The organism is Streptomyces sp. WAC07094 (genome assembly GCF_036320405.1).
GTDB classification, from domain to species: Bacteria; Actinomycetota; Actinomycetes; order Streptomycetales; family Streptomycetaceae; genus Streptomyces; species Streptomyces lannensis.
The window spans coordinates 7,357,081-7,375,370 of the sequence record NZ_JAVMJZ010000001.1 but is presented as its reverse complement, the minus strand read 5'-3'; the positions used below and the strand labels follow the sequence as shown (position 1 = coordinate 7,375,370).

20 protein-coding genes are annotated in these 18,290 nt (G+C 69.4%); 11 read left to right on the top strand and 9 right to left on the bottom strand.

What is annotated here, in order from left to right:
* Positions 1 to 126: 126 nt before the first annotated feature.
* The 4 genes from RCR19_RS32920 to RCR19_RS32905 all read right to left on the bottom strand — a co-directional run bounded on the left by RCR19_RS32920 (position 127) and on the right by RCR19_RS32905 (position 2,810).
* Positions 127 to 555: a DUF6193 family natural product biosynthesis protein gene (locus tag RCR19_RS32920; RefSeq protein WP_331268413.1), complete on the bottom strand. Its 429-nt coding sequence runs from the start codon at positions 553 to 555 to the stop codon at positions 127 to 129.
* Positions 556 to 1,022: 467 nt separating this feature from the next.
* Positions 1,023 to 1,163, bottom strand: a complete 141-nt coding sequence (locus RCR19_RS32915) for a hypothetical protein (protein WP_331268412.1) — start codon at positions 1,161 to 1,163, stop codon at positions 1,023 to 1,025.
* Between the two features lie 91 nt (positions 1,164 to 1,254).
* Positions 1,255 to 2,673, bottom strand: coding sequence for a M14 family zinc carboxypeptidase (locus RCR19_RS32910; RefSeq protein WP_331269619.1), 1,419 nt, complete (start codon positions 2,671 to 2,673; stop codon positions 1,255 to 1,257).
* Between the two features lie 11 nt (positions 2,674 to 2,684).
* On the bottom strand, positions 2,685 to 2,810 hold the full coding sequence (locus RCR19_RS32905) for a hypothetical protein (protein WP_286328964.1): 126 nt from the start codon (positions 2,808 to 2,810) through the stop codon (positions 2,685 to 2,687).
* A gap of 105 nt (positions 2,811 to 2,915) precedes the next feature.
* Here RCR19_RS32905 and RCR19_RS32900 point away from each other — a divergent pair, with 105 nt between their 5' ends.
* Positions 2,916 to 4,106 (top strand): ThiF family adenylyltransferase, encoded by a 1,191-nt coding sequence (locus RCR19_RS32900; RefSeq protein WP_331268411.1) that lies wholly within the window; start codon positions 2,916 to 2,918, stop codon positions 4,104 to 4,106.
* Complete coding sequence (locus RCR19_RS32895; RefSeq protein ID WP_331268410.1) at positions 4,103 to 5,365, top strand: hypothetical protein; 1,263 nt, start codon at positions 4,103 to 4,105, stop codon at positions 5,363 to 5,365. Before RCR19_RS32900 ends, RCR19_RS32895 begins: the two co-directional genes overlap by 4 nt.
* A gap of 73 nt (positions 5,366 to 5,438) precedes the next feature.
* On the opposite strand, the gene RCR19_RS32890 is transcribed toward RCR19_RS32895, so the two are convergent.
* Positions 5,439 to 6,338 (bottom strand): LysR family transcriptional regulator, encoded by a 900-nt coding sequence (locus RCR19_RS32890; RefSeq protein WP_331268409.1) that lies wholly within the window; start codon positions 6,336 to 6,338, stop codon positions 5,439 to 5,441.
* Between the two features lie 78 nt (positions 6,339 to 6,416).
* Here RCR19_RS32890 and RCR19_RS32885 point away from each other — a divergent pair, with 78 nt between their 5' ends.
* Positions 6,417 to 7,430 (top strand): EamA family transporter, encoded by a 1,014-nt coding sequence (locus RCR19_RS32885; protein ID WP_331268408.1) that lies wholly within the window; start codon positions 6,417 to 6,419, stop codon positions 7,428 to 7,430.
* Positions 7,321 to 7,962 (top strand): NAD(P)H-binding protein, encoded by a 642-nt coding sequence (locus RCR19_RS32880; RefSeq protein WP_331269618.1) that lies wholly within the window; start codon positions 7,321 to 7,323, stop codon positions 7,960 to 7,962. Before RCR19_RS32885 ends, RCR19_RS32880 begins: the two co-directional genes overlap by 110 nt.
* Before the next feature lie 123 nt (positions 7,963 to 8,085).
* Here the strand turns inward: RCR19_RS32880 and RCR19_RS32875 are convergent, their stop codons facing one another.
* Positions 8,086 to 8,472, bottom strand: coding sequence for an HGxxPAAW family protein (locus RCR19_RS32875; protein ID WP_331268407.1), 387 nt, complete (start codon positions 8,470 to 8,472; stop codon positions 8,086 to 8,088).
* Positions 8,473 to 8,636: 164 nt separating this feature from the next.
* Here RCR19_RS32875 and RCR19_RS32870 point away from each other — a divergent pair, with 164 nt between their 5' ends.
* The 6 genes from RCR19_RS32870 to RCR19_RS32845 all read left to right on the top strand — a co-directional run bounded on the left by RCR19_RS32870 (position 8,637) and on the right by RCR19_RS32845 (position 14,226).
* On the top strand, positions 8,637 to 9,080 hold the full coding sequence (locus RCR19_RS32870; protein WP_331269617.1) for a MarR family transcriptional regulator: 444 nt from the start codon (positions 8,637 to 8,639) through the stop codon (positions 9,078 to 9,080).
* Positions 9,081 to 9,305: 225 nt separating this feature from the next.
* Positions 9,306 to 10,328, top strand: a complete 1,023-nt coding sequence (locus RCR19_RS32865) for an LLM class flavin-dependent oxidoreductase (protein ID WP_331268406.1) — start codon at positions 9,306 to 9,308, stop codon at positions 10,326 to 10,328.
* 307 nt (positions 10,329 to 10,635) lie between these two features.
* Entirely contained in the window at positions 10,636 to 11,169 is a 534-nt protein-coding gene (locus tag RCR19_RS32860; RefSeq protein WP_331268405.1) for a GNAT family N-acetyltransferase, read from the top strand.
* 43 nt (positions 11,170 to 11,212) lie between these two features.
* Entirely contained in the window at positions 11,213 to 11,962 is a 750-nt protein-coding gene (locus tag RCR19_RS32855; protein ID WP_331268404.1) for a hypothetical protein, read from the top strand.
* A gap of 114 nt (positions 11,963 to 12,076) precedes the next feature.
* Positions 12,077 to 13,657 (top strand): IS1182 family transposase, encoded by a 1,581-nt coding sequence (locus RCR19_RS32850; protein ID WP_331269501.1) that lies wholly within the window; start codon positions 12,077 to 12,079, stop codon positions 13,655 to 13,657.
* 71 nt (positions 13,658 to 13,728) lie between these two features.
* Entirely contained in the window at positions 13,729 to 14,226 is a 498-nt protein-coding gene (locus RCR19_RS32845; RefSeq protein WP_331268403.1) for a nuclear transport factor 2 family protein, read from the top strand.
* Between the two features lie 438 nt (positions 14,227 to 14,664).
* Here the strand turns inward: RCR19_RS32845 and RCR19_RS32840 are convergent, their stop codons facing one another.
* Positions 14,665 to 15,309, bottom strand: coding sequence for a helix-turn-helix domain-containing protein (locus RCR19_RS32840; RefSeq protein ID WP_331268402.1), 645 nt, complete (start codon positions 15,307 to 15,309; stop codon positions 14,665 to 14,667).
* Positions 15,310 to 15,473: 164 nt separating this feature from the next.
* Between RCR19_RS32840 and RCR19_RS32835 the strand changes: the two genes are divergently transcribed.
* Positions 15,474 to 16,439 (top strand): zinc-binding dehydrogenase, encoded by a 966-nt coding sequence (locus RCR19_RS32835; RefSeq protein WP_331268401.1) that lies wholly within the window; start codon positions 15,474 to 15,476, stop codon positions 16,437 to 16,439.
* A gap of 131 nt (positions 16,440 to 16,570) precedes the next feature.
* Here the strand turns inward: RCR19_RS32835 and RCR19_RS32830 are convergent, their stop codons facing one another.
* Complete coding sequence (locus RCR19_RS32830; RefSeq protein WP_331268400.1) at positions 16,571 to 17,320, bottom strand: DUF5677 domain-containing protein; 750 nt, start codon at positions 17,318 to 17,320, stop codon at positions 16,571 to 16,573.
* 219 nt (positions 17,321 to 17,539) lie between these two features.
* Positions 17,540 to 18,124, bottom strand: a complete 585-nt coding sequence (locus RCR19_RS32825; protein WP_331268399.1) for a DinB family protein — start codon at positions 18,122 to 18,124, stop codon at positions 17,540 to 17,542.
* Between the last annotated feature and the right edge of the window lie 166 nt (positions 18,125 to 18,290).

Sequence of the window (18,290 nt, the reverse complement as noted above, 5' to 3'; positions counted from 1 at the left end):
CACCTCACCGGCGACGGCAGCGCCCACGGCGGGTAGCTCCATGTGGTGAGGCATGGCGGTGATCTCGGCCAGGCCGACTGCATTCGGATTGCTTTGCGGCCCAGCCGTCAACGGCTGTCCGTGTGGTCATCGTTGGTCGCCGTCGGACGGTCCCGGGACGGCCCGACTCGGCGCCTGGCCGACGTCCATCAGACGCTCGACCAACCGCTCCGCTTCGGTCACTGCCTCATCAGCACTGACCGTCTCGAGCACCGTGCCAGAGCGGGTACGCACGGCATAGAAGCCTTCAGGAGCGAGCGCGATGGCCACCGGCAGAACCTCACCCTCGCCAAGCCAGTGACGCGGTCCCGTGCTGAACGCAAGCGCTGTATGGCTGGTGAAGGGGTAGAACCGCCCCAGCGCGCTGTTCCGCGCCCTGTCGACCAATGCCGCCAGGATGGGCGGAACCCACGAAGTGGTGGCGGTTCGGGACCGCTCATCCCAGGCTTCGGCCGCACGAGCCCGAAAGTCCCACGCCGCCTCGGTCGAGTCGCCGGTCTCGCTCCCCGCGTCCAAGCTGCCTCCCCGTCCGGTCTACCAACGGCACGGTATCTTTTGAGCGTTGCATTGTGGCGCGGTGAACGTCGGTGGCGTCTCAATAGGCGGTGTCAAGCCGCCGCCACGTACGTCAGTGATCTTCGCTGACGACAAACTCACCCACGTGTTCCTCGCGGATGCGACCACCATGACCGACGCTTCATCTCCGCTCTTGGCCATCGACCTCTATGACGAACCGGGACGGACGTTCGGGTCCTGGCCCGCTGGTACCCCGAGATTTCCGCCAATCCGAGCATCGCCAACGTGAACTTCGCCGACGTAGCTGACGATTCAGGAACGTTCCGCGGCTGGGGTGACGATCGAACGCTCCGTCCCATGGCGCCGGTGGCTCCCATCTCGCCCGACCGCCACCGCGGGCTCTGCGCAATGCCTCCTGCTAGCTGCATTTCCCGTCGTTTCCCGCGAACGGACACGGACGGGCGCGACTACGGAGTGGTGTGAACGGCGGCGTCCAGCACCTTCGACTGAGCGTTGACGAGATCGCTCGGGATGCTCGCCGACTCCCCAAGGGTGTCGGAAATGTTCTTGTAGATCGCCAGTGTGGACCCGTGGCGGATGACAGCCACACTGACGGAGCACTTCAGGCCGTCCTCACCGGGCTCGACAACCCACTTGATGACCCACCGGGAGTTCTCAGGCTTGTTCGGCCCGCGGTGCTCACCCTTGGCCGAGGGCTCTCAGCGCGCACTCCGCCGCTGCCACTGCCGTACGGGTCTGGTGGGCCACCTGGGCGTGGACCGGGACGGGGCGTGTGTGCAGGGCGGTCTCGAAGTCCGCGCACCAGGTGGTGAAGAGGTCGCTCAGTTCGTCGTGGAGCGCGGGGGCGGCGGCGTTGGCCGACGCTTCGAGCAGGCGCAGCAGCAGGCCCGCTGCCCTCAGGGGTTGGCGGCGGGCCACGATGTCCAGGGCGGCGACCTGGGCCGTTGTCAGGTGGCGGGGGTCCTCGGGGGTGTTCGCGGCGGCGGCCTGCTGCGCCAGGGGTTGCCAAGACGCGGCGACCAGGTCGTAGAGGCCGGCGGCCATCCACTCCAGTACGCGGCGGAGGGGGTCAGTCTCGGGTGGGGGCAGGAAGCCGCGGGTCTTGGAGAGGACCTCGGTGACCTGTCGGCCGCCGTCGCGCACCAGGTCGGCCAGGTTGCTCAGAAGGCGGACGGCCTCCGGTTCCGGGGTGGTGTCCGCGACCATGGGGGCGGCCCAAATGGGCACTTCGATGATGGCGGTGACGCCGCCATAGTGCCGGGGCGCGCACCAGGTGGAGCGGGCGATGTCCTCCGACCCGGCCGCCAGGCGGGCTGCGCTGTCCGGCGGGGGCAGGACGTAGATCGCGGGACTGGGGTTCTCCCAGTACAGCGCGTCGTAGGTGCCCTGCTGGAGGGGGATGCCGATCGCCTCGGCGGACTCACGGAAGGGTACGGCCAGATCGGGGAGGTCGCGGGTCAACTGGATCCAGCTTCCACCCACATCTGTGCTGTGCAGGGAGCACTGGATGAACGGGCGCAGTTCGTCGATCACGCGGAGGAGGGCGAGGGTCTCCGGGATCGGGCGGTCCGCGACGGGGGCCCATTCGGGTTGCTCGGCGGCCATGGGGCGGTAGGCCGTGCGGTAGTAACGTGCAAGGCTGAGAGGTCTTTTGGCGGGAATCGGGCCGAGATCCGGGCCGAATCCGGGGCCGGCAGCGTTTCCGAGGTCGGGTACGGACACGGACACGGGATCGAAGCCGCGTCCGAGAACAGGGCCGGCGTCGTCTGCCGCCTCGGCGAGGGCGGCGCCGTCCGGGTCAAGGCACAGGATGATGTTCCAGGTGACGAGGGTCGGGTCGGTTGCAGGGGACTGCCGGTCGCCTCGTGCCGCCAACTCCGCCAGCGCGAGGGCCGTGCCGCCCGCCGCCCGCTCGTCCGGGTGCGGTCCGGCGACCACCAAGGCCTTGTGAGGGCCGTGTCCGGCGGACAGCATCAGAAGCGGGCGGCCCTCACGGGACGTCCCGATCCGGCGCAGTCGGGCGGTTCCGGGGAACCGTGAAACCAACTTCCGCGCCGAATCGGTGACTTCCGCGACCGTGAGGTAACGGTCGTTCAGTGCGTGTCCGATCAGGAGCCGCCGTTACCGCCGCTCTCGCCGGTGGTCTCCTTCTTGTCCAGCGGCCTGATCTCGATCTTGCTCTTCGCCATGTCGTGTCCCTCCGTGAGGCCGGTCGGTGTGCGCGGGGTCCGCATGGGCGCACAGGGTCGACGTGCTCTTGCCAGAGTTCGCGTCAGGCGTCACCGTTGTCAATCGCTGTTGCCGCTGGAGAAGCCGGTGTTGACGAGATTGGCGGGAAGATGACGGTGCTAGTGATGCGGCGGCCCCGGATCAAGCCGGAGCACCGGCCCTACCGCACGGTGGACGGTCACATCAGGATCGGAAGCGTCGTCTACGGCATCGGTTCCGAGGTCACGGACCCCGACGGGTGGGTATGGACCCTGGTCGAGGCGATGGACGGCACGCGGGACCCATCGGAGATCGTCACCGAAGTCTCCGTACAGCACGCCGAGTTGGAAGTGTCGGCCGCGGACATCCGCCAGACGATGGCCGATCTGACCGAGGCCGGGTTCGTGGAGGACGCCGGTGCCGCGCCGCCACCCGGGCTGTCCGCCCCGGAACGGGAACGGTACAGCAGAGGAATGACGCTGCTCCGCTGGATGGACCTGCGGCCGAGGAAGAGCTCCTGGGATCCGCAGGCTCGGCTGCGTCGCGCCCGCGTTCTGCTGATCGGCGTCGGCGGCACCGGCGGAGCCGCGGCACGAGACCTCGTGGCCTCGGGCGTCGGCGCACTGCACTGCGTGGACCCGGACGTCGTAGAGCTGTCCAACCTCAACCGGCAGACCCTGTACGGCGAGCACGACCTCGGAACGCCCAAGATCGACGCCGCACTTGGAGCGCTGCGGGCACTCAACTCGACGGTCACGGTCACCGGTGAGCGGCGCGAAGTACGCGGGCCCAGGGACTTGGCAGGGTTGCTGTCGGGCGAGGTGGATGGAGACGGGAGGCCGTCCGGGGACGCGTACGACCTGCTCCTGCTCGCCGCCGACCGGCCCGCCGTGATCCGCAGGTGGGCCAATGCGGTCTGTCTGGACGCCGGGATGCCGTGGGCGGAGGCCGGTTACCGGGGTCCGCTGGTGAGCGTCGGGGTCTTCGCACCGGGCCGGGGCGCGTGCTGGGAGTGCCTGCGCATCGCGGAGGCCGAGCGGCGGGATCTGCGGCTCGGGCCCGGTCAGGACGAGGACGCGGCGTCGCCCCGTATGCCCTGGAACCCGGTCAACGCCGTGACGGCGGGGCTGTCGGGCGGTCTGCTGGCGCACGCGGCCATCGCGCTGCTGTGCGGCATCCCGCCGACCGACCCCGGTTACCGGTTCGGCCTCAACCTCATGGTCCCCGGTGATCCGATCATGCAACGCTCGGATCCACGTCCCGACTGCCCCGCATGCGGTACGAAGTCCGGTGCCGACTCGCCTGTCGTGAAACCCTCGTGAGCGATGCGGTGGCTGACGACGCTCCCCTCGTCGAGCCGTCGGCACGCGTGGTGTTGCACGACCTCGCGGTGCGGCGGGACCGGGACGAGTGGATCGTCGGCCGGATGGCGACTCGGACCTTCGTCGCTCTTCCGGACGTCGGGGCGCGAGCCGTCGAACTGCTCGGTGCGGGGCTGAGCGTAGGCCGTACGGCACGGACCTTGCACGAGGAGACGGGTGAGGACTTCGCGATCGCGGACTTCGTAGGGGATCTGGCCGCGCTGGGGTTCGTGGCGCGGATCGGGGACCGTACGCTTGCCAACGGTGCGCCACCGCGCCCTTCGCTGCCGTGGCTCCACCCGCGACACGTCCGCTTCACCCTGCACCCGGTGCTCGCCTTCGCCGTCGTAGCGCTGCTTGCCGCTGCCGTGGTGGTCCTGGTCCGACGTCCCGAACTACTGCCGAATTACCGGGATTTGCTGTGGAGCCCGCACGGGAGCCTGGTGCTGCTGAGCGGGGCGGCAGCCGGGTGGGCGCTCGTACTGGCCCACGAGCTGGCGCACTTGGCCACCGCGCGCGCGGCGGGTGTGCCGGGGCGCATTCGGCTGGGCACACGGCTTCAGTTCCTTGTGATGCAGACCGACATCAGCGGCATCGAACTCGCCCCCCGACGCCACCGGTTGACTGCCTACCTGGCCGGGATCGCCCTGAACCTGTCCGTCGCCTCGACCGTCGTCCTGCTCCTCACCGCGACAGCCCCCGATACGACAGCTCACCGACTGCTCGCCGCCGCTCTGCTCCTGGCGCTGATGCCGCTGCCCTTCCAGCTCATGGTGTTCACCCGCACGGACCTCTACTTCGTCCTTCAGGACCTCACCGGCTGCCGGAACCTCTACAGAGACGGACGCGCCTACGCGCGGTACGCGGCCCGAAGGATCACGCGAGCACTCCCTTCCGATGGGACCGGGGACGGTGATCCAAGCCGCCGGCTGCCCGCGCACGAGCGCCGGGCCGTCCGTGTCTACAGCGTCGTCCTCGTGATCGGCACGGTGCTCTGCCTGGCGTTCATGGCCGCCGTCACCCTCCCCGCCGACCTCACCCTCCTGGCCCACGCGGTGAGGGGACTCGGGCCGGGACACGGTCTCGCGGTCCGGGCGGACTCGGTGGCCGTCCTGGTCACGCTGGGCGGGGTGAACGTCCTGTGGGTGGTGACGTGGTGGCGCAACCGGAGGGTCCGCAGGGGTGGTTCGGTCAATGCCCGGGGCGGTTCTCGGGGGTGAGCAGAGGTCTTCCCATGCAGGCCCGGACGCTTGTCGCCGGGAGGCAGAACGAACAAGTGTGTTCAGCGGTCGACTAGGACCGTGGCGATGACGGCCTCACGCCGAGGACGTCGAGCATCGCACGGGTGGCCGGGCTGGGGTTGAAGCGGCTCCAGGCCAGGTACTCCAGGCGGCGCGGCCCATCGGCCACCGGGATCAGGGCCAGTCGGGGATCGTCCTCGGCGAGCGGTCGGATGAACGCCTGCGGCAGCAGCGCGACGCCGAGTCCTCGCGCGACCAGCCGGATGATCAGCTCGACCATACCCGCCTCGTATGCCACATCGCGGACCAGACCGGCGGTCGCGAAGGCCCGGTCGGACTGGGCGCGGGCGGGCGTCCCGGCCACGAAGTCCACGAACGTCTCGTCGGTGATCTCCGTCAGCGCGACTCCGGAGGCGCCCGCCAGCCGGTGCCCGGCCTCCACCACCAGCACATGCCGGTCGTGATCGAGGACGACGGTCTCCAGTCCGGCCGGCCGCTCACCTTCCGGCAGGCCGAGAAAGGCGATGTCCAGTTCCCCGGCCCGGATCGCCGCCGCCAAGTCGTCGCTGCGCCCGGAGCGGAGGACGACACGGACGTCCGGATGCCGGGCGCGGTACCGCTGCAGCACCTCCGGCACGTCGACGGCGGCCGTGGTCACGATCACGCCGACGGCGAGCCGCCCACGCACCACACCGGCCGCGGCCGCGGCGTCGGCCACCGCACGGTCGGCGGCGGCCAGGCATTCGCGCGCGCCCACGAGAAACGCGGCGCCCGCGCCGGTCAGTTCGACCCGGCGGCTCGAGCGTGCGAACAGCCGGACCCCCACCTCCCGCTCCAGCGCGGCGATCCGGTGGCTCAGCGCCGACTGCACCACCTGACAGCGCTCCGCGGCACGCGTGAAGTTGAGGGTGTCGGCGACGGCGACGACGTAGCGCAGTTGCTGAAGGTCCACGCATCCATCATGTTCATTCATGGCTGTGATGACAACCATGCTTTGGAATCATTGGTATGTCCGGCCGAGACTCCCCTCATGCATCGGAACAAGACGCAGGCGACGACCGTCCTGCTGACCGCGCTCGCCCCCGCATCCTGGGGCACCACCTATGTGGTGACCACACGGCTGCTCCCGCCCGGGCATCCGCTGTTCGCGGGCCTGATGCGGGCCCTGCCCGCCGGGCTGCTCGCGCTGGTCATCACCCGAGTGCTGCCGCGCGGTGAGTGGTGGTGGAAGACCGCGGTTCTTGGCGTCCTCAACATCGGTGCCATGCCGCTGCTGTTCGTGGCCGCCGAACGACTCCCCGGGGGAGTCGCCGCCACCCTGGGCGCCGCCCAGCCGCTGCTGGTCGCCGGACTCGGCCTCGCGGTGCTCCACGACCGGCCCACGCTCTGGCGGCTGGCCTGGAGCGTGCTGGGTGTGCTCGGCGTCGGCCTGGTCGTGCTGGGACCGCAGGCCCGGCTGGACGCGGTCGGTGTGCTCGCCGGCCTGGGCCATACGACCACCATGGCCGGCGGGGTCGTCCTCACCAAACGCTGGGGCCGGCCCGCAGGTGCCGGACCGCTGACCCTGGCCGGCTGGCAACTGACCGTCGGCGGCCTCCTGTTGCTGCCCCTCACCCTGGCCGTCGAAGGGGTGCCGCAACGGATCGACGCGGGCGCCGCCGGAGGCTACCTGTGGCTCGGGAGCATGGGCGGACTGATCGCGTACGCACTGTGGTTCCGCGGGATCGGCAGGCTGACGGTCGCCGCGTCCGCACCCCTGGTACTGCTGTCTCCGCTGGTCGCGACAGTCATCGGGATCGCGCAGGGAGAGTCTCTGAGCCCGCCGCAGGCCCTGGGCTTCGCGCTGGCGCTGACCGCGTTGGTGGCCGCACAACTCGGTCCGGCCGCACGGAAGAACACCGCGACGAAGGAGAAGACGTTCGATGACGCAGCGCATGACGGTCGCCGTGCTCGGGGCCACCGGGATGGTGGGTTGCAGGGTGGTCGCCGAGGCGAGCCGGCGCGGACACCGGGTGCTGGCGTTGTCCCGGAAGCCGGCGAATGAGGATCCGGGCGTGACGCCGGTCGCGGTGGACGTGAATGACGTGGCCGCGGTGGGCGAGTCACTGGCCGGTGCAGCAGCGGACGCCGTGGTCCTGACCGTGCGGACCTTCCCGGCCGACGAGGAGTTCCTGGTCGCCGCCACCCGTACGGTGCTGGACGCCGCGGCCAGGCTCGGGATCCGCGTCCTCGTGGTCGGCGGCGCCGGCGCCCTGCGCAGCCCCGGCACCCCGGATCTGCCGGTCGCCGACAACCCCGTGTACGTGCCTGCCGAATACCGCGACGTGGCGGCCGTCGGAATCGCCCAGCTGCGGACCTGCGGGACCCACTCCGGTGCCGACTGGGTCTACCTGAGCCCGCCTGCCCGTCTGGAACCCGGCGCCCGCACCGGCCGGTACCGGCGCGGCACGGACACCTTGCTGCTCGGCCCGGACGGGGAATCCCGCATCAGCGCGGAGGACTTGGCCGTAGCCGTACTGGACGAACTCGAAACCCCGGGCGTCGAACGGCACTTCACGGTGGTGCAGCAGCACTAGGAAGTGGCGTGCCATGGTCAGCCACACACGCCTGACCGATCGCTTCATGAGGAGTATCGCGGCGACTAGAGCGGATTCGGCTGTGGGCCGGTTCGCGCGGGCCGTGACCGGTGCAGTCGGCGGTCAGGCGGGGGTCGAGTCGGTGACCTGGAAGTCGCACTCGGCTGGTTCCACGGCAGCCATGGGGTGTGTGCGCCGTGCTCCCCGCCGTCCCGCCAGGCGGCACCCCAGGCAGTCGGGGTGCCCCTCCCTCGCGCTCGTGTCCCGGACACGCCAGTACCACTGCTCGACGGGACGCGGCCCGCTCGGCTTGCCCCAGCCGGCCAGGTGGAGCGCCCAGGTGATCAGGAGTGCCAGGACGAGAACGCCGGAGCCCGCGAATACGAGCGCTTTCCATGTCGTGATCACGCCGAGAGCGCACAATCCGGAGCCCAGCGTCGCCACCGCCGTTCCGGTCCAGCCGGCGGCCGTATGCCCCAGGTCGTATGCGTCGTCCCCGTGAATGGACATGATCGTGCTCCTTGAGAGCTGTGAGGATGAGGGAATGGTGACGGCCATGAGCCGCTCACGAGAGATAGATTATCTCACGAGCTAAGTTACTTAGATGCTAAGGGGAATTTGTGGGGCACCGCAAGGCACGTCCTGCCGCGACGAGCGACCAGGCGCTCTACGCCATGGACCGGATGATCGCGACGGCGCAGTTCGGCCAGCAGGACATCGCGCGCCGACTCGGCCTCAACGTCACGGACCTCACCTGCCTGGGCTTTCTCATCGAGGCCTCCATGGCAGGCGAGTCCCTGGTCGCCGGTGACCTGGCGGAGCGGGCGAGGCTGACGACGGGGGCGGTGACGGGTGTACTGAACCGGCTGGAGAAGGCCGACTACATCCGCCGCGCCCCGGATCCGGGCGACCGCCGACGGGTGGTCGTGATCATGGAGGAAACGGCTCAGGAACGCATCCTGGCGGTGTACGGCCCCGTGTACCAACGTCTGACCGCCCTCTTCGCCGACTACGAGGCCGACGAGATCGCGGTGCTGACGGACTGGTTGACCCGGGCCCGAGGATTGTTCGACGAGGCACTGCAGGAGATCCGGGAGGAGTCGCCCGGTCCACAGTGACGAGACGGCTCCACCAGAGCACGGCGGGGGCTCCTCACGTCCGGCCATGACGCAGTCCCGGCGAGCACCCCTGCCTGATGCCGCGGGGGGACGCGCCCGCCGTCACCGAGGTGCTGACCGCTTCCGGGCCCGTGCTGCTCCCGACCTGGAGGAATGAGCGGCGCCGGCGCATGGTCACGATTGACTGCGGGGAATCAAACGCGACCTTCGAACGCTTGGCACCAGGTGAAGAAAATCGGATTCCTCTCCTTCGGCCACTGGTCGCCCAGCCCGCATTCCCAGGCCCGGTCGGCTGCGGACGTCCTGCACCAGTCCATCGACCTTGCGGTCGCGGCCGAGGAGCTCGGCGTGGACGGCGCCTACTTCCGGGTGCACCACTTCGCCCAGCAGGCGGCCAGCCCGTTCCCGCTGCTGGCGGCGATCGGTGCGCGCACCTCGAAGATCGAGATCGGGACCGGCGTGATCGACATGCGCTACGAGAACCCGCTGTACATGGCCGAGGACGCCGGTGCCGCCGACCTCATCTCGGCCGGTCGGCTGCAACTGGGCATCAGCCGCGGCTCACCGGAACAGGTGATCGACGGGTGGCGGCTGTTCGGCTACAACCCTGCGCCGGGCGAGACGGCCGCCGGCATGGCCCGCCGCCACACCGAGGAATTCCTCAAGGTCCTCGACGGCGAGGGATTCGCCCAGCCCAACCCGCGGCCCATGTTCCCCAACCCGCCCGGCCTGCTGCGGATCGAACCGCACTCCGAAGGGCTGCGCGACCGGATCTGGTGGGGCTCCGCGTCCAACGCGACCGCCGTCTGGGCCGCCGAACTGGGGATGAACCTCCAGAGCTCGACGCTGAAGGACGACGAGACGGGCGAGCCGCTGCACATCCAGCAGCGCAAGCAGATCGAGGCGTACCGCGAGGCGTACAAGAAGGCGGGCCACACACGGGAGCCCCGGGTTTCGGTCAGCCGCAGCATCTTCGCCCTGACCGACGACCTCGACCGCGCCTACTTCGGCCGCGACCGCAACTCCCGGGACCAGGTCGGCATGATCGACGACACGACCCGGGCCATCTTCGGCCGCTCCTACGCCGCGGAGCCGGAGGAGCTGGTGAAGCTGCTGCGGGATGACGAGGCGATCCAGGCCGCGGACACCCTGCTGCTGACCATCCCCAACCAGCTCGGGGTCGACTACAACACCCATGTGCTGGAGAGCATCCTCACCCACGTGGCACCGGAACTAGGCTGGCGCTGAGTGTCGGCCGCCGTACACATAGAGCCGTACATATACATGTGAAAGAGCGTGCCTGCGGGTCCGGTCAGAGCCCAAGTGGCTCTGACCGCGATTCCGCACATGATCTCGCTGCCGCGGGAGGCTGCCGCCGAATCGGTCCCACCTCTCGTGCCGCGCTGCCGAAGTGGCATGTCGTCCGTCCGGCCGTCCGCTGTTCCACCCGACACGCTGTGTGGTGCGGGCGGCTTGACGCCTCGTGGTTCCGCGGCGGCAGCGCCGACGAGTGCCGGATTACCGATGAGGCCCTTGCCTTGGGCAGGATGGGCGCATGATCGAGATCCGCACACCCCGCCTCCTCCTCCGCAGCTGGCACGACGACGACCTCGCGCCGATGGCGGACATCAACGCGGACCCACGGGTCATGCACTGGATCGACGACGGCTCGGTGCGCGACCTGGACCAAACGGCCGAGGACATCGAGCGGTGGGAGGAGGAGTGGGACGAGGAGGGCTTCGGGCTCTTCGCCATCGAACTGCTGGCCTCGGGCGAACTGATCGGGTTCACGGGACTGTCCGTGCCCGAGTTCCTGCCGGAGGTGATGCCCGCCGTGGCGATCAGCTGGCGGATCGGCTCACAGTTCTGGGGCCAGGGATACGCGTCCGAGGCCGCACACGCCACGCTGGAGTTCGCACTCCAGGACCGTGGCCTTGACCGGGTCATCAGCATCAACCGGGTGGGTGACAACGCCTCCGAGAACGTCAGCCGCAAGCTCGGCATGGTGTCTGAGCGGGAGACGGCACACCCGGTGTACGGCTACCCACTACGCGTTCACGCCATCGATCTCACCGAGTACCAGGCATGATCTGCCGGCGAGGAATCTTCGACAGTCTGCTTGGATGCCGCTGATGACGACGAGTTCCGCTGTTCCCCGTTCAGACGACGCCGCTGTCGACCGCCTGAAGGCCCTGTTGGAACGTGCTGCCACGGGCCAGGACAGTCAGGCCTGGAGCGACCTTTGGACGGAGCTGTACCACAACGGCACTCTGGATGCCGCTCATCCGCTCGTGCTGCCCACGCTGGCCGACATGGCGGAGTCCGGCAAAGCCGACGTGGCAGCTTCGGCGCTCCACCTGGCCGGCGCGCTCCTCGTCCAAGCCGACCAGCGGTACGAGACCCGAAACCTGCGCCCCCAGTACGCGCCGGAAGTCAGGCGCCTACTGGGCGCCGCAAACCAGTGGCGGCAGGTCACCGCCCACCATAGGGACTACTGCTATCTGGTCGAGGCGATCCTGAACCTCGAGGGCGACATCCACTGGGCGGAGGACTTGCTCTTCGGCGTCGTCAGCGAGGAGTACGAGCTCGAGTGCCCCGATCCCGACGGATGCACGTCGCTGTGGGTGATCCTCGGAGAGCGGGGCTTCTTCAGTACGGCGGAGGACTACGCACTCTCCGAGGACGACGTCGAGACCTTCCCGCTCCATCCCGCCGATCCCGGCGACCTGCAAGGTCTCGGCCGGCGCCTCTACGACCTCGCCGTGACCGACGGCCATGAGGAGGTCGCGCACGCCCTGACTCATGCCTTCGGTGAGGCGACCTGCCCGGAGTGCGGGCGACGCTTGTCCGTCGTCGAGCAGATCGTCGCCCGTTCCAGCTGAGAACCGGCGTCAAGGTGTGGGCTTTACAAGAACGGGGCGGACTAGAAGACTCATGAAGATCTTGGGGTTCTGGCCCCACCGTGTGAGCGGTGGGGCCAGACTCGTTGTGTGGTGATGGGGGAATGGGTCGGGGAGACGGTCGGGCCGGATGTGTGGGAGACCTGCCGGGAGTTGATCCCGGTAGGGAGTGTGTTCGCGTTCCTGGCCGAGGACCGCGGTGCGCTGTTCCCGGCGGAGATGTTCGCGGACATGTACCCCTCGGGGAACGGACGGCCCAGCATGCCGCCGCAGATCCTGGCCTCGGCGGTCACGCTGCAGGCCCTGCACGGGCTGTCGGACTTCGAGACGGTCCAGGAACTGCGGTGCGACCTGCGGTGGAAGGCCGCCTGCGGACTCGGCCTGCACGACATGGCGTTCGATCCGTCGCTGCTGGCCTACTTCCGCCGCCGCCTTTCCCGGTCGGCCCGGCCGAATCGGGTCTTCGAGGCGGTGCGGGAGGTGGTGAAGGCGACCGGTGTCCTCAAGGGCAAGCACCGGCGGGCTTTGGACTCCACCGTGCTGGACGACGCGGTCGCCACCCAGGACACCGTCACCCAGATCATCGCCGCCATCCGCGCGGTGATCCGCGAGGTTCCCGGCGCCGACCAGATCGCGGCCGTGCAGTGCACCGCGCACGACTACACCGATCCCGGCAAACCCCGCATCGCCTGGAACGATGAGCAGGCCCGCGCCGACCTCGTCGACTCCCTCGTCGGTGACGCGCTCAGGCTGCTGGGCCACCTGCCTGACCAGCAGCTCGGTGAGAAGGCTGCGAACGCGGTGGGCCTGCTGGCCCTGGTCGCCGGACAGGACGTCGAACCCGCCGAGGACTCCGACGGCCGTGACGGGCGCTGGCGCATCACTCGGGGCACCGCCTACGACCGGATGGTCTCCACCGTCGATGGCGAAGCCCGGCACATCCACAAGACACGCACCCACCAGCAGGACGGATACAAAGCCCACCTGGCCATCGAGCCGGAGACCGCGTTATACACCGCTGTGACCCTCACCCCCGGTGTCGGGCCCGAGCACCACGAGGCCACCATCGGCGTGGACCTGCTCGCCGAGGAAGACGGGCCGGTGGACGCCTTCGGCGACACCGCCTACTCCACCGGCGAGGCCCGCCAGGCCCTCGAAGCAGCAGGCCACCGGCTGTTTTTCAAACCCGCCCCGCTACGGCCTGCCGTCCCCGGCGGTTTCACCCTGGACGACTTCCGTATCGACACCGCCGCCGCCACGGTGAGCTGCCCCGCTGGACACACCGTCCCCCTGTCGGACCCCGGCGGGCAGAACAACCAGCGCAAGGCTGCCTTCGGGAACCTGTGCACCGGATGCCCCCTACGTGAGCGGTGCACCAAAGCCAAGGCCGGCCGCATCCTGACCATCCGTCCCCACCACGACCTGCTCGCGGCCGCCCGCCGCCAGGCCACCGCCGACCCTGACTGGCAAGCCGACTACCGCCGCTGGAGACCACCGGTCGAACGCGCCGTCGCCTGGCTCGTCCACCACGGCAACCGCAGACTCCGCTACCGCGGCACCATCGCCAACGACACCTGGCTCCACACCCGAGCCGCCGCCCTCAACCTCCGCCGACTGATCAACCTCGGACTCACCCGCACAGGCAACACCTGGACGATCAACCCCGCCACCGCATAGACCAAGGGGCCACCCGGCCCAGAAACCAGACAGCCCCACCAAGATCTTCATGAGTCTTCTAGGGTGAGTTGGTGACCGACACTCCTCGCGAAGTCTTCCTCAAACTCGTGCACGGCGTCTGTGAAGAGCGATGGACGGACGTGGTGGACCTCTACGCGGAGCAGACCGACGTCTCGCACCCGTTCCATCCGCTGGGGGCACCGCCGCTTCTCTCCCACGAGGCACTGCGAACCCACTTCGGCGGCGGACCGCAGTCGCACGAGGGTCCGACCCTCAGGCGCCGGCCGACCCGGATCAACGTTCATGAGACCGTCGACCCCGAGGTCATCGTGGCTGAGTTCCAGTACGAGGGCATCGTGGTGGAGACAGGCGAACCCTTCACCATCCCGGGCGTCTTCATCATGCGTGTCAGGAACGGGAAGATCGTCGAATCCCGCGACTACCTGGACCACTTGCGCTCGGCTGCGGCCCGCGGCCGGCTCCCCGAGGTCTTGGACACCATCCGCGATCACCACGCCAAAGGCCCTGTCACCGACCCGCCAGGTCAAGCCGGCGTCGAGTCACGTTGACTCGGCACGGCCGTGATCTCAGACAGCCCCGCAGCGTTCGGGCAGGCCGCGCATACTCTTCGCTTCGCAGAACATCAAGGATCTCATCCACAACCGACATGATCGCAACCCGATACCACGCCCTTCATGGCGCGGCAGGCTACAGGGCGGGAGGCGTAACGAACTTGGCCGGCGGTTGCTTTGACGCGAGTGATCACGGCCTTTTGCACCGGCCCGCGATCGGGCAGACCTGTGGACCTGCCCGTTAGCGCCCGGGGGGGACATCCGCTCGGTGCAACGGGCCGTGCTGTCCGAGCGTCTCCTAGCGGTGGCGCGCGCCCACTCTGAAGGGTGCAAGGACGTAGAGGTCGGCGCCGTTGCCCGACATTCCAGCAGCCTCGCGCCGCTCCTGGGCCGGCTCGTCTGACTGCCGATGTGACCCGCCTCCTGCTGACGCGCTCAGGGCGTGACGGGCGAGTACGCGAGCCGCAGATGTGGAGCCTGCGGCAGCGGCGCGGACGGCGCAGTCCCCGGGACGGCTCGGAACGCCTCGATCACGTAGGCGGCGAAGCGGCGGGAGGCGGCCAGGCGGGCGTCACGTGGCGCGTCCTGGACGCCTCGATGGGCCATGAGCATCAGGATCAGGTCGTCGACGACGAAGCCGGAGCGTAGCCGACCGGTCGCTTTCGCCCGGCGGGCCAGCTCGGTGACCGCGCGCAGAACCGGCTCACGGTCGGCGGCGAAGTCCATGGCCTCGGGGTAGGCCGTCATGAAGGCGTCGGCGAATCCCCGGCTGTGAGCGTGGAGTTCGCAGATCTGCTCGACGAGGCTCCGGAACCCGTGCCAGGGGTCCGAGTCGGCGAGGGCATCGCGGACGATGGCATGGCAGGCTCGCCGCTGCTCGGCGAAGGTCTCCCCGATCAGGTCCCGCTTGGTCGGAAAGTGCCGGTAGAGCGTGGCGGGGCCGACCCCCGCGTGCCGGGCGATCTCTCGCATGGGCACACTCAGACCTTCCTCGCCGAACACCGCGCGGGCAGCTTCCAGGATGCGGGCCCGATTGTCGCGGGCGTCGGAGCGAGCGACGTGAGGCAAATGGTCGGTCATCGTTTCTCACTTCAGCCAAGCGGACGGGTGCGTCCGTTACGTTCCGATGGCGGTGGCGCCGCCCCGCACCGGCACTCTGCCGGTGACGCCTCGGCTCAGGGGCCGGCTCGCCGCCCGCGGCCCCGCCGCTGTGTCCCATCCTTCCATTGACTCGAGGAACCGAGATGAAAGCCGTAGTGATCAGGACGTTCGGAGACCCCGACGGCCTGGAGGTTATCGACCTGCCCGTTCCCGCCCCTGCACCGGGGCAGGTGCTGATCACCCCGGAAGCGATCGGCGTAGGGGGCGTGGACGCCGTGATCCGCCGGGGAACGCTCGCCACCCACGGTTTCAAGGAAGGCCATCTCCTCGGCAGCGAGGTCGCGGGAAACATCACCGCGGTGGGAGCGGGTGTCGACGACACATGGATTGGCAGGCGGGTATGGGCGTTCACCGGCCTGTCCGGTGGCTACGCCGAGCAGGCCGTCGCGGCGGTCGAGGATGTCATTGCGCTGCCCGATGGGCTGACCGGGGCCGAGGCGGTGGCTCTCGGCAGCTCCGGCGTGGTCGCACACTTCGCCCTGGAGCGCGCCCGTTTCACGCCGGGGGAGACGGTGCTCGTACGCGGTGCGGCGGGCAGCATCGGGATCACGGCGGTCCAGCTCGCCGCCAGGGCCGGCGCGGGTGCCGTGGTGGTCACCACCTCGTCGGAGGAGCGCGGAGCCCGCATGAGGGACCTGGGAGCGACCCATGTCCTCGACCGCTCCGGCGATGGCGGCGGCCCGGACGCCCCGTCCGGCTTCGACGTGGTCATCGACGTGGTGGGCGGTCCCCAGCTTCCCCTTGTGCTGGACAGGTTGAACTCCAACGGCCGGTTCGTGGCCGTCGGCGTGGTCGGCGGGCACCCACCGGCGGACTTCGGGATGCGGCTCATGGAAGCCTTCCGCAAGTCGCTGTCGTTCGCCACGTTCAGCCTGGACACCGTGCCCGTCCCGGACCGGCAGGCCGTACGGTCGGCCCAGTTCGCGCAGGCAGCGCGTGGGGACTTGCGCACGGTCGTGCACCAGGTGTTGCCACTGGACCAGGCCGCGACGGCCCACCGAGAGATGGACGCGGGCAGGGTGTTCGGCAGGATCGTGCTGGTCCCCTGAGCCGGGCGGGATGGTGTTCGCGCGCTACTTGACGGCATAGGGCTCGTCCTGGCGGGGGACCCGCGGCTATCACCGTGCTCCGAGCATTCCGTCGTCACGCCCGGCACGGTCACGGTCCCCGTCGTACCCGGTCAGTGGGCGCCGTTCGTGTGCGCCGCGATGTCCTCGATGCCGGTCTCCCGGGCGACGAGTTGCAGCTCGGCGCTCCATGGCTGGCCGGCCAGCAGCTGGTTGAAGCAGGACATCGCAAACCAGGTGAGCACGAGGGCGATGTACGGCGCCCGGCCGTCCGGGCTCGGGGCGTGCTGTGGGTACTGAGGTTCGCTCAGCAGATGTACGGTCTCGGCGTCGACGCCCGCGTAGAAGCGCTCCGCGGACGTGAGCGTGGCGTGGGAGAGCAGGCTCTCCCCAGCGTAGATGGCGTGAAGGGGTGCTCCGATGCGTTGCAGCAGGTGCCCCATGTTGTTGTACGTCTGCGCCCGGCTCCGAGGCAGGACCACGGCCGCGTCGGCGATGGTCGTGTCGTAGGTGATGCCCGCGCTGTCGGTCGCCTCCCGCAGCTTCCTCTGCTTGTACTGGAGCGCGTGGTTCATGCTGTCCACCGCGTCCGGCCCGTCCTCGGCCAGCCACCAGACCTGAGCCGCGTGTTCGAGCATGCTGCGCCGGTTGGGGGCGGTCTCATGGCCGAAGCCCTGGCGATGGAGGAGGACAACAGCCGCCGCCTGACGGTGGACGTTGGCCAGCATGCCCCATGCCACAAAGAACGGGCGCACGTCCTCACCCGCGGGCTGCAGTGCTCCGCTGGAGTCCTCGACCAGGCGCGCGAGGGCCTCGAGCCCCTTGTAGGCGCGTTCGTGTTCGACGGTCAGGTCTTCAGGCATGCGCGGTTCCTACCCAGCGGGCCGACATGGCGGCCAGTGTGCAGCAGGGGCGGGCCTTCCGGCCAACATTTTGCCCCGTCCGAGTGGACGGTCACCGCCGCGGCGTCGGCCCTATGGAGCAAGCGGACCGCGTATGCCGTCGCAGGCCCAGTGACGAGTTCCGAACATCCGTCAGCGGGCGGAGGCAGCGTGTTCCGGTTCCTTCCGCATGACGCTTTGTCACTGTCTGTGGCTCCGGTAGAGGTCGCGGAGCAGGGCCACCTCGGCCCCGTGATGGATGACCTCACGGTTGATGTGCAGGATCACGTCGGCGAACGGGTAGCTGCCGTCGAGCGTGCCCGGCGGGCCCTCGCTGTATCTGCTCAGCAGGGTGTCGTCGGCGGAGTCCAGACCGGCGCACCAGTCCGCATATCCCCTGTCGATCCAGGCCAGGCCCTCGGCCGCGGTCAACCCGGGCCATGGGACTCGATCGAGGGTCAACGTCCGGTCGCCGAAGTGGAAGTCGGCGCGCTGGGCGAGGGTCTGGCCGATGTGTGCCATGCGCCAGGCGATGGTGGTGAACGGCGGCGGTTCCGGCGCAGGAAACGCCCAGTCCGGCGCGATCCTGCCGTCACGCCGGGCGCGGAGGGACCAGCAGTTGTCGGTCGGCTCCCAGAGGTACTCGGCGTCCTCGAGCCCGGACAGCCGGGGACGCAGCTGGTGCTCCCAGTGCCGGGTGAGCTGGCCCGAAAGCCGGCGGAGTCGGCGGGCCGACATGGGGTCCCGCTGGATCATCGTCCCTTCTCCGTCCTCTTGCCGGTCCATTTGTCGCTCATCGCCCCCGTCACCGACGACGCCCGCAGCGGGCCGGACCGGAGACGAAGCCCGGCGGATCAGTCCCGGACACGTCATCACCCCCGCACCTGACCGAACACGCCCGCCACATCACACCCGCCCGACCCATCACACCCCGCCGACCGGCATCGCGGCG